Origin of the sequence: Streptomyces sp. NBC_00306 (genome assembly GCF_036169555.1) — a bacterium.
Classification (GTDB): Bacteria; Actinomycetota; Actinomycetes; order Streptomycetales; family Streptomycetaceae; genus Streptomyces; species Streptomyces achmelvichensis.
In genome coordinates, this window is record NZ_CP108032.1 from 7,261,482 (window position 1) to 7,274,771 (window position 13,290).

Annotated in this window: 8 protein-coding genes; 1 reads left to right on the forward strand and 7 read right to left on the reverse strand. The window is 72.2% G+C overall.

What is annotated here, in order from left to right:
- A complete protein-coding gene (locus OHA05_RS32505) occupies positions 1-516 on the reverse strand; it encodes a (2Fe-2S)-binding protein (protein WP_313942671.1) in 516 nt (171 codons plus the stop codon).
- 349 nt (positions 517-865) lie between these two features.
- Between OHA05_RS32505 and OHA05_RS32510 the strand changes: the two genes are divergently transcribed.
- Complete coding sequence (locus OHA05_RS32510; RefSeq protein ID WP_328862517.1) at positions 866-1,309, forward strand: hypothetical protein; 444 nt, start codon at positions 866-868, stop codon at positions 1,307-1,309.
- 38 nt (positions 1,310-1,347) lie between these two features.
- On the opposite strand, the gene OHA05_RS32515 is transcribed toward OHA05_RS32510, so the two are convergent.
- From OHA05_RS32515 to OHA05_RS32540, 6 genes are all read right to left on the reverse strand, one after another.
- Positions 1,348-2,034 (reverse strand): SAM-dependent methyltransferase, encoded by a 687-nt coding sequence (locus tag OHA05_RS32515; protein ID WP_328862518.1) that lies wholly within the window; start codon positions 2,032-2,034, stop codon positions 1,348-1,350.
- Between the two features lie 156 nt (positions 2,035-2,190).
- Positions 2,191-2,937, reverse strand: coding sequence for a hypothetical protein (locus tag OHA05_RS32520; protein ID WP_328862519.1), 747 nt, complete (start codon positions 2,935-2,937; stop codon positions 2,191-2,193).
- Between the two features lie 341 nt (positions 2,938-3,278).
- A complete protein-coding gene (locus OHA05_RS32525; protein ID WP_328862520.1) occupies positions 3,279-6,143 on the reverse strand; it encodes a condensation domain-containing protein in 2,865 nt (954 codons plus the stop codon).
- On the reverse strand, positions 6,133-7,947 hold the full coding sequence (locus OHA05_RS32530; RefSeq protein WP_328862521.1) for a non-ribosomal peptide synthetase: 1,815 nt from the start codon (positions 7,945-7,947) through the stop codon (positions 6,133-6,135). The genes OHA05_RS32525 and OHA05_RS32530 overlap by 11 nt, the downstream gene beginning before the upstream one ends.
- 67 nt (positions 7,948-8,014) lie before the next feature.
- Entirely contained in the window at positions 8,015-9,958 is a 1,944-nt protein-coding gene (locus OHA05_RS32535) for a non-ribosomal peptide synthetase (protein ID WP_328862522.1), read from the reverse strand.
- Positions 9,958-13,146, reverse strand: a complete 3,189-nt coding sequence (locus OHA05_RS32540) for a non-ribosomal peptide synthetase (protein WP_328862523.1) — start codon at positions 13,144-13,146, stop codon at positions 9,958-9,960. The genes OHA05_RS32535 and OHA05_RS32540 overlap by 1 nt, the downstream gene beginning before the upstream one ends.
- Positions 13,147-13,290: the final 144 nt, after the last annotated feature.

Sequence of the window (13,290 nt, forward strand, 5' to 3'; positions counted from 1 at the left end):
TCACCCCTCCGAAACGACGTCGCGTATCGCGGCACGGATATTCGGATAGGCACCGCAGCGGCAGATGTTCCCGCTCATGAATTCGCTGATGTCCTCGTCCGTGCCCGCCCGGCCCTCGGCCTCCAGGCACACGGCGGACATGATCTGCCCAGGGGTGCAGTAGCCGCACTGGAACGCGTCACGGCGTGCGAAGGCGGCCTGCATCGGGTGCGGCTCACCGTTGTCGGACAGACCCTCCACGGTGGTGATCTCGCGGCCTTCGTACTGGGCGGCGAGCGCGAGGCAGGACACGATGCGTTTCCCGTCGGCCAGCACGGTACAGGCCCCGCAAGCGCCCTGGTCACAGCCCTTTTTCGCCCCGGTCAGCACCAAGTGATCACGCAATGCGTCGAGGAGGGTCACCCGCGAGTCGAGCCGCAGACGATACGCATCGCCGTTGACGTTCAGGGTGACCTCTACGGTGGGAATCTCCGGTGTGGCTTCGCGGGGGCGTGCTTGAGTGTCGACGTGCTTCATAACGCCTCAATTCGATGTGAACCTGCCCGGGGCGATGAAGTGGGCACGCTTCGCCATCCGGCGCAGTATCCGAAAAATTCTAGGTCCGGATCGGAGTGCGCGCATTTTCTGGCGGTGGGGTTCGGGCCAGGGCTTCGCCGACCCGATGCGCAGGGTCGTCCGCCCGTCCGTGATGTCCCGGACGGGCGGACGATCACGCCACGCCGGCTGCCGCCCGGGTCTTTCCGTGCTGGGAGCGGCCACGCCTCTACACCACTGGACGGGACACCGTCCGAGATATCCGCAACGACCGCGCGATGACCCGAGTCCTGGCCAGAGTGGACGGGTGTGGACAACGCTTGCACCGCTCATGGGTGTCGTACTCGGCGGGCTGACCTCGTTTGCGGCCCAGTTCTGGCAAGGACGCGCGTCGGAGCGCACGGAAACGCGACGCGGCGATCGAGAACGCGCCGAGGGGCGCCGTGCCGAAGCCCTCACCCACCTCATCGACTTCCTGTCCGCGGTGCAGGAAGCCGAACGGGTGGCGGTGGACCGGTACCACGACAACCTGACCGATGAAGCGTGGCAGGCGCGGGCCAAACAGGCCGTCGACAGGTTGTGGGTGGCCCAGAAGACGATTCACCTGTTGTGCCCGTCCGAGGTCAACGAGGCGGCACGGCGGGTCGCGTTCGCGGTTCAGAACGTGATCCGAGACGGCCCGCGCGACCCGGGAGCACCCCAGGACGAGAAGGTCTGGGCGTGCATCAGCCCGAGCCGGCGGGCGTTTCTCGACGCGGCGGCCGAGTACTTGTGACGGAGGTGGCCTCAAGCACTGTGCTGCGGCCTCAACCACTATTGGCGCTTCGCCCGGAGGAGCTGGACTACGACGTGATGACCGCCCTCCGGCGCACGCAATAGCTCCACGGTCTCCAGGGTGAAGTCGTGATCGATGAGCAGACCCTCCCAGAGCGGCGGCGTGAGCACCCACATCTGTGCGGCGATGGGCTCCTCGTCCCGCAGCCGGATACCCTGCTCGCGCGGTGCCACGAGGTCGGACGGCTTGCGGCCTTCGTTGTCCGTGTGCAGAGCGGAGAAGACGAGCGGGGCTCCCTCGGTGAGGCCATCTCGCAAAGCCGGGAGCAGATGGTGCGGGTCGATGCAGCCGAAGGTCCGGACACCGTACGCGGCGTCATAGGGCTCGGAGTGGCGCAGGTGCTCCGCGACATCCGCGCACATGAAGCGAACTCCGGGCTCGAGACCGTGAGCGTTCAGTGCACGCTGGTGCTGGGTGGGTGACAGGTCGATTCCGTCGACAAGGGCGCCGTGTGCTCGGGCCAGGTGGACGGCATGGTGGCCGGGTCCGGATCCGATGTCGAGCACTCGCCTGCCCTCGATCAAGCCGAGGACCTCAGAGCCGGGGCCCACATCGGGCCAGAACCCCCAGTCGATTCGCGTTGGTACGGGCGGTGTGCAGCCGTAGTCCAGTCGGCGTTGGCCGTAGGTGATCCAAGCTTGTTCGTTCGCCCGGTGAGCGCTCACGAGTTCGCCGCCTTTGGTTGGTGGCTTTGATGTCATGAGAGGTCGCCATGGTGCTGTTGTCCAGGCCCCGAATGCACACTGCTCCAAGACTGTGTCCTGGCGGTGGACCCGGGCAGGCGGCCCTGAGCCGCCTGTGTGATTCGTCCCGGCACGGGGTTAGAGCGGGCGGCGACCGGTCATCCCCTGCCAAACACTCCGGGCATTGTCGAGGGCTGTTCGCGCCTGCGGGAGTGTGAAGTCGGCATCGTGACGGGCGCGTGTGCTCGCCAGCCGCTCCTGTGCCGACGCTATCGGTTCTGTCGCGCGCCGTGCCTCTTCCAGTTCGGCTTCGAGCGCGCGGATCTTACCGGCGTGCCGTTTCTGCAGCCTGTCCGCCGCCACGGCTGCGTTCTGGATCCGGACGCTGAACCGGCGCACTGTGTCCTCGGGCCACTGCTTGCCCTCATAGCGTTCCAAGCGTTCCCTTCCGTCGGGCCGCGTGAGGTACACGTACGACGAGCGCGCAGAAGAGGAGAGTTCGAATCGGACCTGCAGGCCTGCCAGCGGTACTTCGTCGTTGGAGATGAGGACCGCGCGTTCGAACAGGATGATCCGGCCGAGCTTTTGTCTCCGGGCTCCGCGGTGCGGTGTGCGCAGTCGCTCCAGCTTGGCTTCGCACTGGCGGACGTGGCGCCGGTGGGCCCACTCGGCCCGCTTCACCGCAGCCAGTGCCTGCAACTTCTCACGACGAGCTGTCCTTCGCAGCTCGCGCACGGCACGGCGGGGCTCATCCAGTGCCCGGCGTGCCTCCCGATGCTTCTCGTGGAACGCGAAAGCCCATCCGCCCGGATATCGGAGGAATCGCCAGACCGCCCACCACGCGCTCAGGGTCATCACGGCAACGACGCACCAGATCGCGATCATGTGCTGCCCCCGTTCGCGCCTGCTCGGCCGCGGTCAACGACAGCAATAGCGTTGCGCGTTGAGCAGGTCAACCCTTCTCGTCCCGGGCTCGCTGGTTCCCTGCCTGTCGTGTCGTGACACCAGTGGCGGAGGTGCTCCGCCTTCGGTGCCAGACGGCCCAGCCTGTCCGAATCCTGGCCCTTGGGGCGACCCCGGCCGAGCTCCTCCCCGGCCGGGGTGTCGCTGCAGCACGGCATACCGCGAGGTGTTGCACCCCGAAACAACCTGGCCGTACCTCCCGCCCGACTCGCCCGGACGGCGAAAGGGGCGCCTGCCCCCCGGCAGGCGCCCCCGTCCTCACCTCAGCGTCCCGCCCGCACCTGACCCTCGATCATCGTCGCCAGCACCGACTGCCAGTCCTCGCCCGGGCGTTCGGCCAGGGACGTGGCCAGTCGGTCGGACCGGTAGTGCCAGCGGTGGTCGAGGTCCGGGTGCACCCGGTCGACGAGGCTGATCTCGCTGTCGGTCCCGAGCAGCCGGCCCAGCTCGGCCGCCAGGTCCGCCCACCCGACGTGACCGCTCACGGCGTTGGCCGTGCCGTGGACCGGAGTGTCCAGGCAGGCGGTCACCGCGCGTGCCAGCGCGGACGCGTGGACCCACGGCGCGCCGTACCAGTCGTGGCCCTCGGCGCCGGGGCCGGGGACCTGGATCGGGTCTCCGGCCAGTGCCGCCTGGTAGAGCATTCCGGTGGCTCCCCAGCGCAGTTGGTCCCGCAGACGGTCGTGCGGACCCCACACGATCGGCGAGCGGACCACGCTCGCGCCGCCGCGGCCCTCGGTGCCGGCGGCGCGCAACAGCAGCTGCTCGCAGTCGAGTTTGGCCCGGCCGTACGCGCTCAGCGGCTGCTGCGAGGCCGCGTCCTCGACCACCTGCCGGTCCGCGGGCTTTCCGTACGCGTCCACGCTGCTGACGAACACGAACGGTCCGCGGCTCCAGGCCGCGACCATCGCCTCCATCGCCGCCACGTCAACCTCGGGGCGGGTGAAGGTGCACGCGGCGTGGATCACCGCGTCCGCGCTCTCCACCGCGGCGCGCAGGCCGTCCAGGTCGGTGAGATCGCCCTCGACGACCTCGACACCGTCGCCGGCGACCAAGTGCGCGGACTCGGGCCGGGCCAGGGCGAGCACGGGCCGTCCCTGCGCGGCCAGTTCCCGCAGGACGAAGGCGCCGACACCGCCCGTGCCACCCGTCACCAGCACCGTGCCCTCCCGGACCCGCCGCCTGCCGGCCGCCGGTGCGGCGGTGGCGACGACGGCCGCCCTCTCGCTCTCCCGCTCGTCCAGCAGCGCGGCCAGCGCCCGGGGAGTCCGGCACTGCATCACATCGAGACCGGTCACCGGCAGTTTCAGCCCGGTACGCAGTCGTTCGGCCAGTTGCACGGCGACCAGCGAGTGACCGCCGAGGACGAAGAAGTCGTCGTCCGGTGCCGGAACGCGGCCCAGCAGTTCGGCGAAGGCCTTCGTCACCGCGTGCGCACGGGGCCCCTGGGGGACGGGTGCCGCGGCCACGCCGGGAAGGCGCGCCGTGTCCAGTGAGCCGTCGGCGGTCCGAGGCATCGCGTCCAGCAGCGTCACCGCGGCAGGAACGCTTTCCCGCGGCAGGGCCGCGCGGAGGTCCGAGCGCAGCTGTGCGGGGGAGGGGCCACCCGTCTCCCGCAGGACCGCGTAGGCGATCAGCGCCCCGGCGGCCGGTACGGGTACGGCCGCGTCGGCGATCCGGGCGTCCGCCCGCAGACGCGCCTCGGCCGGATGGCAGTCGTCCGCCACGATCGCCCGAGGACCACCGCCGAGTCGTGAGAGCGTCAGACCCGGATCGGCCGCGACCGCGGACAGCAGGGCGGCGAAGTCGTCCGCCAGCCGGTCTCCCGCGGCGGAGTCCAGCGCCCACTGTCCGAACTGGACGATGCAGGCCGGGGAGTCGGAGTCCACCAGCCCGAAGGACAGGTCGAACTTCGCCTCGTCGAGACCGATGTCGACCGGCTCGGCGACCGTCCCCGGCAGCCTGAGCGCGGTGGGTTCCCGCAGGACGTCGGCGGACACCCGTACCAGTGCCGTACCGTCGGCGCCCCGCGCTCCGGCGCCGAGGCGCTCCAGGATCAGGTCGAACGGCACATCCCGGTGCTGCTGGGCCTCCAGCAGTGCGTCCCGTACGCGCTCGACGAGTGTCCTGAAGTCCGGGTCGCCGGACAGATTCACCCGGATCGGAAGGGTGTTGACGCACAGCCCGACGAGGTTGCGCATGGCAGCTCCCTCGCGATGGGTGCCGGCGCAGCCGATGACCAGGTCGTCCTCACCGGTCATCCGGTGCAGTGCCGCGAAGGAGGCGGCGAGGGACACGGTGAACAGGGTCGCCCGGTGCTGTCGGCCGATCTCGCGCAGGGCCGGCAGGACTTGGGCGCCCAAGGCAGTGGTCCGGGCGACGGCGGCCCGCCCGCCCGGGGTGTGCGCGGGCCGGGGCAGGCGTACGGGAGTCGCGCCCGCGAGGCGGCGCACCCAGTGGTCGAGGCCCTCGCCGAGACGCTTGGCCGCCGCGTGTTCCCGGCGGGCGAAGTCCGCGTACTGCGGCGGCTCGGGCTGCGTGTGGGGGCGTTCGTCCACGGCCGCGGCGTACAGCTGGGACAGCTCGTCGGCGACCGTCTCCAGCGAACCGCCGTCGATGGCGATGTGATGGAACGTCAGCAGCACGGTGTGGTCCTGCGGGCCGTGCCGCACCACCAGGGCGCGCGGCAGCGGACCGGCGGACAGGTCGAACGGACGGCGTGCTTCCTCGGTGAGGACACGCATGCCGTCGTCGTCGCTCTCCACCACGACGACATCCATCGCGTCGGGAGCGGCGAGCACCTCCTGGTACGCCTCGTCGCCGCGCTGCCCGTAGCGGGTGCGCAGGATGTGGTGACGGTGGACGAGCCCGGTGAGCGCGGCGGTCAGCGCGTCGATGTCGAGCGGGCCGCGCAGCCGGGTGGCGAAGGGCACGCTGTACAGCGAACCGCCCTGGCCGAGACGGTCCATCAGCCACATACGCCGCTGGGCGTGCGAGAGCGGCGCGGGCGACGGCTCGCGGACCGCGGCGGGCGCGGGGGCTTCCGGGCGGCTGCCGGCGCGGGCACGTGCCCGGCGCAGCAGCTCCTCCTGGAGCGCGGCGGAACTCGGGGTCATGTCAGTGGCCATGGGTGTCGTCCTCGGACGCGTCGGGGTGGAGGTCGCTGTGGTCGGCCAGCAGCGCGCGTTCCACCAGCGCCGCGTGTCCGGCCACCGTGGGCGCGGCGAAGAAGTCGGGCAGGGACAGCTTGACCCCGAGCTCCTCGCGCAGATCGTCGGTGACGACGAGGGCGAGCAGGGAGTGTCCGCCGAGGGCGAGGAAGTCGGCGTCCGGACGGTTCACCTCGCAGCCCAGACTGCGGCTCCACACCTCGGCGACCGCCTGCTGCAACGGGCTCAGCGGCTCGATGGCCCCGCCGTCGGCGGGAGCGCTGTGCAGTGCGGTGAGCGCGCGGCGGTCCACCTTCCCGGAGACGGTCAGCGGAAGCCGCTCCACGAAGCTCAGTTCGTCGGGGACCAGATGGGCGGGCAGCCGCTCGGCGAGCCGGGTCCTGAGCGTCTCGGCTCCGGGCACGGGGCCGGGTGCGGCGACGACGAAGGCGGCCAGACGGGCGTCGTCCTCGGCCGCCCGGCGCACGGTCACCGCGGCGTCGTCCACCTCCGGCTGCTCGCGCAGGATGTGCTCGATCTCGCCGGGCTCGATCCGGAATCCGCGGACCTTGACCTGGTCGTCGGCGCGTCCGTGGAAGTCGAGCAGTCCGTCCGGACGAGCCGAGACCACATCGCCGGTGCGGTAGAGGCGGCCCAGGGACGCATGGTCCACGAAACGCTCCGCCGTCAGCTCGGGGCGCCCGGCGTAGCCGCTCGCCAACCTGCTGCCACCGATCCACAGTTCACCGTGCTCGCCGGGCGCGACCGGCTGTCCGTCGGCGTCCAGGATGTGGGTGACGGCGCCCGCGATCGGACGGCCGATGGGCACCGGACCGTCGCAGTCCGCGTCCGTCACCCGGTGGGCCGTGGCGAACGTCGTGGTCTCGGTCGGGCCGTAGCCGTTGACCAACTCCAGCCAGGGGAAGGCGCGCAGCACCGCGCGGGCGTGCTGGGACGCCATCGCCTCGCCGCCCACCACGACCGTACGGAGCAGTGAGAACAGGCGCGAACGCCGCGCCGCCAGCTGGTGGAACAGCGCGGTGGTGAAGAACGCCACGCTCACGCCGTGCCGTTCCACCTGCTGGGCCAGATCCTCGAAGGAGGGCCGCTCGGCGGTGCACACCACGACCGCCGCGCCGTTGGCCAGCGCCGACCACACCTCGAACGTCGAGGCGTCGAAGGTGGCGGGGGAGTGGAACAGCACCCGGTCGCGTGCCGTGACCGTCACATACGTCGGGTCGGTGACCAGTCCCGCGATGCCGCCATGGGTGACGGTGACACCCTTGGGCTGTCCGGTGGATCCGGAGGTGAACAGGACGAGCGCCGCCGCGTGCGGGGCGTGACCGGCCGGCGCCGACTCCTCGCCCGTCAGCAGCGGTTCGTCGGGCAGGGCGAGGGTGGGACCGGCCGTGTCGATCGCTTCGAGCAGCTTGCTGTCGCCGACGGTCAGGGTCACCCCGGCATCGGCGAGCATCGCGTCCGTACGGGGGCGGGGGTGGGCCGGATCGAGCGGCACACAGGCCGCGCCCGCCCACCACAGGGCGAGTTGGGCGACGACGGTTCTGGCCGAGCGCGGCACGAGCAGGCCCACGCGGTCACCGGGTCTGACATCGTGCGCGCGCAGGTGGGCCGCCAGAGAACGCGCCGAGGTGACCAACTGCGCATACGTCAGCGTGGTGTCGCCGTCCATCACGGCCAGGGCGTGCGGGGTCTGCTCGGCGTGCCGCGCCACGAGCGCGGGCAGACCCGCGGCGGAAGCGGCGGATACGGAGTCGGCGGACACGCGTTGTTCCTCCGGGGTGTTCGGGCCGTGAGCTCGGGCGTGGGCGTGAGTGAGGACGGTCGCCATCTCAGACCACCGCCGTCGTGGCGGCGCGGCGCTTGTCCAGCACCGCGGCCACCGCTCGCAGGTCCGGCTGACGCAGCAGTTCCGGCGCGCGCAGACGGACGCCGGTCTTCTTCTCGATCGCGGCCAGCAGCCGGGACGCGACGAGGGAGGTGCCGCCGGCCGCGGCGAAGTCGTCGCCGAGACCGGCGCCGGGGGAGTCCAGCAGATCGCGGACCAGCCGCAGGACGAGACGCTCGCTGTCGGTCGCGCCGTCGTCCGAACCCCCGTCGTGCGAACCGCTCTCGCCCGGGCCGTCGTTGCCCGAGGAGTCGGCCGGACGGGCGGGCTCGGCGGCCGTACGCAGCAGTGCTGTCCGGTCGACCTTGCCGTTGGCGTCGAGCGGGAAGGCGTCCACGATGCGCACGGCCGAGGGCACGGCCTGCTCGGGCAGCCAGGCACGCACCGCGCTCAGGAGCGCGTGCGGGGCCGGTGCAGCGTCCGTGGCGACGACGAAGGCCACCAGCCGGGCGTTCCCGTCGGCGGAGCGGGGCGCGGTGACGACCGCGCTGCGCACGGACGGGTCCTGCTCCAGCGCGGCCTCCACCTCGGCCGGCTCGATGCGCACTCCGCTGATCTTCACCTGGTCGTCGAGACGGCCCAGGAACTCCAGCGTCCCGTCGTCGAGCATCCGCACCCGGTCCCCGGTGCGGTACACGCGCCGCGTGACCTCCGGGTCGATGCCCGCGGGCGGGGCGGTGAACCTGCGGGACGTCAGCTCGGGATCCAGATAGCCGAGCGCGAGGCACTCGCCGCCGATGCACAGTTCTCCCGCCGCGCCGCGAGGCGCGATACGGCCCTCCTCGTCGGTGACGAGGACCGTGGCGCCCGGGATCGGGGTGCCGATCGACGGCGGGGTCTCGTCCCGCACACCGCCGTCGTCCGGGCGCATGGCGTGCGTGGTGGTGACCACGGTGGCCTCGGCCGGGCCGTACGCGTTGTGGACGGTCGCCGTGACGTCCGCGCCGGGGCGCCGGCGCATCCGGTCGCCGCCGACGACGAGATGACGCAGCGGCAGGTCCTGCGGCCAGGGCCGGTTCAGCACCGGTTCCGCCATCGGCGTGGCCGCGACGGACACCGTCACGGCCGCGTCGCGCCACCACGAGGTGAGCTCGGCGGGATCCCAGCGGACCGCGTCGGGCGCGGGCACCAGGGCGGCGCCGGACGTCAGTCCCGCCCACAGCTCCATGACGTGCGGGTCGAACGCCGCGCCGATCAGCAGGGACTGACGGTCCCCGGGGGCGAGTTCCGTCTCGGCGCGATACCAGTCCAGGAGGGCGGAGAGCGCGGGCTCGGCGACGGCGACGGCCTTCGGCCGGCCGGTCGAGCCGGAGGTCAGCACGGCGTAGAAGGACTCCGGCAGGGCGGGACGCGCGCCCGCGGCGGGCGGGGCGAACGCCGCGACCGTGGTCGGTGCGGCGTTCGTACCCTCACCCGGCAGCGGCAGCGTGATCCGCTCGGCCGCCTGGTGGCGCTCCGGCAGTACTGCGGGGTCGCCGATCAGGCAGGCGACCTCGACGTCCTCGGTGACCGCCTGGATCCGGCGTTCACCGGGACGAGGTCCGAGCGGCAGATAGACGGCGCCCATACGCGCCAGAGCGACCGCTGTGACGACCAGTCCGGCGGAGCGGTCGAGGCAGACGCCGACGAGGTCGCCGGCGCGCACGCGCCCGTCCAGCGCACGCACGGTCTCGTCAGCCGCCGCGTCCAGCTCCCTATAGCTCCAGGTGCGCGTCCAGTCGATCACCGCGGGCGCCTCGGGGCTGCGGCGCACCCACTCCTCGTACCGGGCGAACACACCGGTCGTGGCGGAGGCGGGCAGCGGGCGTCCGTGCATGACGCTCGGTGCCGCCGCGGGAGCGCTCGTCAGCGGGGAGGCCGTGGCGGTGTCGGTCAGCAGGTCGGTCATCAGGACTCCTTCGGTGCGGTCGCGGCGGCGGGGACGGGTACGGCCGTTGTGGCGAGCGGCTCGAGGGCGCGGGCCTGGTCGGCGAGTACGGGGTTCTGGAAGAGCAGGCGCATCGGCGGCCGTGTGCCGATCCGCGGCTCCAGCCAGGCCGCGAGCTGGGCGGCCAGCAGCGAGTGACCTCCGGCCCGGAAGAAGTGGGTGGACTCGGAGAAGCGGTCGTGACCGAGCACCTCGCGCCAGCCCTCCGCGAGCAGCGCGAGCGTCGGATCGGTGAACGCCGCCGGACTCATGGCCGGCTCCGCGCTCTCCACGACCGGTGCGGTCTGCTCCAACTCGGCTGCCAGACGGGTCAGTTCGCTGCGGTGCGGCTTGCCGCCCGCGAGAGTGGGCATCGCGTCCAGCCGTGCCCAGCGGCCCGGCACGAGCGCGGCGGGCAGACGCCGGCCGAGTTCCACGTGCAGCGCCTGCTCGTCCCACGGTTCGTGCGCTTCGAGGCTCTCCACGAAGCCGACCAGCCGGGGTCCGCCGGAGGCCGAACGGTCCAGGACGACGGCGCACGAGCGGCCGCCGAGTACCGCCGAGGCGGCGGCCTCCACCTCCTCCAGCTCGATGCGGTAGCCGCGCAGCTTGATCTGGTGGTCGCGCCGGCCGAGGAAGTGCAGCAGACCGTCACGGTCCCGGTAGCCCAGGTCGCCGGTGAGGTAGACCCGCTCGCCGCCCAGTGCGTCGACGTGGACGAAGCGGGTGGCGGTGGCGTCCGGGTTGCCGACATAGCCTTCGGCCAGACCGGCGCCGGCGATGGCCAGTTCACCGACGGCACCGGACGGCAGGGGCCGCAGCGCCGAGTCCAGCACGTGGATCCGCTCGCCGGGCAGTTCGGTGCCGAGGGGCACCTCCGCGCCGCTCACCAGGCCGTCGCGGGTGATCTCGTGCACGGTCGAACTGATCGCTGCCTCGGTGACTCCGTAGACGTTGAGCACGGTGGCATCGGTGTCGGCCAGGAACCCGTCCAGCGCGTCCGCCGGGATGCGCTCGCCGCCGAGGACCAGCAGTCGCGGCGCCCAGCGGCGCTCGCGCAGCACGGGCCGCAACTCCTCCCGCACGGCGAGGAAGTAGCTCGTCGGCAGGTTGGCCACGGTGACGCGCGCGGTGGCGAGCAGTTCGGCGAGCTCGGTGCCGGTGGGCACCTCGCGGTCCGGCACGACGAGACAGGCGCCCGCGTACAGCGAAGGCAGCACTTCCTCCAGCGCGACGTCGAACGACGGCTGGGCGAACAGCAGCGCCCGGTCCCCGACCGCCAGGCCGAACCGCTGTGCGGCGCCCGTCAGATGGTTCTCCAGGGCGGCCCGGCCGACGGCGACGGGCTTGGGTATGCCGGTCGAGCCGGAGGTGTGGATGATGTACGCCGCACCGGGGACCACATCGGCCGGGCGCGCGGCGGGGAACGAGTCCGTGTCGATGTCCGCGGTCGGAAGGTGCGCCGGCAGGGTCACTCCCGCATCGGCGGTGGTGAGGACCAGCGCGGGGCCCAGCCGGTCGAGCAGCAGCTCGAGCCGCGACGCGGGGTCGGACGGCGAGAGCGGGCAGTACACGGCTCCGGTCCGCAGACAGGCCAGCAGCGCCACGACGGACGCGGCACCGCGCGGCAGGACGGCGGCGACCGGCTGTCCGGCCCTCACCCCGGCGGCGTGCATCCGCCGGGCGAGGGAGGAGACCTGCTCGTCGAGGTCGCCGTAGGTGAGCCGGCGCGCGCCGATCAGCAGGGCGGGGAGCGAGGGGTCGTGCGCGGCGGCCGGGTCGAGCGGGTCCGCGTCGTCCACAGCCACAACCTCCGTCGCCTGCACGGGCGTTGCGGGCAGCGCGAGGTCGGCGAGGACCGTGGCGGGGGCGTCGAGGTAGGCGCGCAGCAGATCCAGGAAGCGGTCCGCGAGCAGCGTGGCGACCTCCTCGCCGAGCAGATCCGCGTCGTAGTCCCAGACCAGGGTCATGCCGGGCGCGCCGTGTCGGAGGCTGACGCCGCGCCGGTCGTCGGGGAGCAGCACCACATCGAGGTCGAAGCGGGTGGTGCCGGTGTTGAACCCTTCGAAGAGGGTGATGTCCAGACCCGGCACATCGATCTCGGGCAGGGAGGCGTCATGGGCACTGAACATGACGCTGAACAGCGGGTTGTCGGCGCCCGAGGTGTGCATCCCGAGCACACGGGTCAGCTCCTGGACGGGCACGTCCTGATGCGGCAGAGCACGGATCAGGGTGTCGGTCACCTCGTCCATGGTGTCCTCGGCAGGAGCCCGCGGGTCCAGGCGGAGCCGCAGCGGGATCGTGTTGACGAACATGCCCACGGCGTCCTCGTAGCCGCGCGGGCGGTTGCCCACGGCGGTGCCGACGACCATCTGGGAGCGGCCGCTGTGGCGGCGCAGAAGCTCGGCGAAGAGGCCGAGCAGGGTCGAGAACGGGGTGAGACCGCGCTCGCGGGCATGCCCGCGCAGCCGCTGTGCGAGGTCGGCGCCGATCGACTGCCTCAGCTGTCCGCCGTGGTGCCTGCGCCGTGCGCCGGGACGGGCGAGGCCCGGCAGCGGCATGTCGTGGGAGGCGTCGCGCAGTTCGTCGGCCCAGAAGGCGAGGCTCTCCTGCCGCTCCTCGGTCAGGGCGTCGTCGGTCCTGTCGCGCACATGGTCCGCGTACGACGACGCGGGGGGCAGCACGACGGGCTCGCCGAGGACGCGGGCTCGGTAGACCGTGAACACGTCGGCCAGCAGGATCGCGAACGAGTGGCCGTCGTGGATCAGATGGTGCTCGACGTGGATGAGCCGGTGCTGGTCGTCGGCGAGGCGGACCAGCGTCCAGCGCAGCAGCGGAGCCTCGTAGGTGTCGAGCGGAGTCTCGGCCTCGGTGCGCAGCAGCTCGAGGAACGCGGCCTCGGGGTCCGACTCACCGGTCAGATCCACGGTGTTGAGACGAGGCGCGCAGGTGTCGGCCACCTGCTGGCCGGGCATCGCGCCGGGCACGGCGACGAGTTCCAGACGGAGTCCGGGGTGACGCTCGAGGGCCGCGGCGAGTCCGTGGCGCAGGGCGTCGGTGTCCAGAGCCCCCCACAGGTCGAGTGAGGCCGTGAAGTTGTAGGCGCGGCTGCCGGGCTGCACTTGTTCGTGCAGCCAGACGATCTCCTGCGAGGAGGAGAGGGGAAGCATGGGCGATCCCTGAGGTTGTCGGGTCGGGTGATACGGATGCGGGCCGGGAACGGTTGCGCTCCCCGCCCGTAGTCGCCGGCCGGTCCGCGGATCGCGCGGATCGGCCGTGCCGGGCTGTGATGTTCTGCTGTGGTCTCGTGGTTG

Excerpts from the sequence above, each read along its gene's own strand:
- OHA05_RS32505 (WP_313942671.1), bottom strand. The coding sequence starts at position 516 with ATGAAGCACGTCGACACTCAAGCACGCCCCCGCGAAGCCACACCGGAG.
- OHA05_RS32510 (WP_328862517.1), top strand. The coding sequence starts at position 866 with ATGGGTGTCGTACTCGGCGGGCTGACCTCGTTTGCGGCCCAGTTCTGG.
- OHA05_RS32520 (WP_328862519.1), bottom strand. The coding sequence starts at position 2,937 with ATGATCGCGATCTGGTGCGTCGTTGCCGTGATGACCCTGAGCGCGTGG.
- OHA05_RS32525 (WP_328862520.1), bottom strand. The coding sequence starts at position 6,143 with ATGGCCACTGACATGACCCCGAGTTCCGCCGCGCTCCAGGAGGAGCTG.
- OHA05_RS32535 (WP_328862522.1), bottom strand. The coding sequence starts at position 9,958 with ATGACCGACCTGCTGACCGACACCGCCACGGCCTCCCCGCTGACGAGC.
- OHA05_RS32540 (WP_328862523.1), bottom strand. The coding sequence starts at position 13,146 with ATGCTTCCCCTCTCCTCCTCGCAGGAGATCGTCTGGCTGCACGAACAA.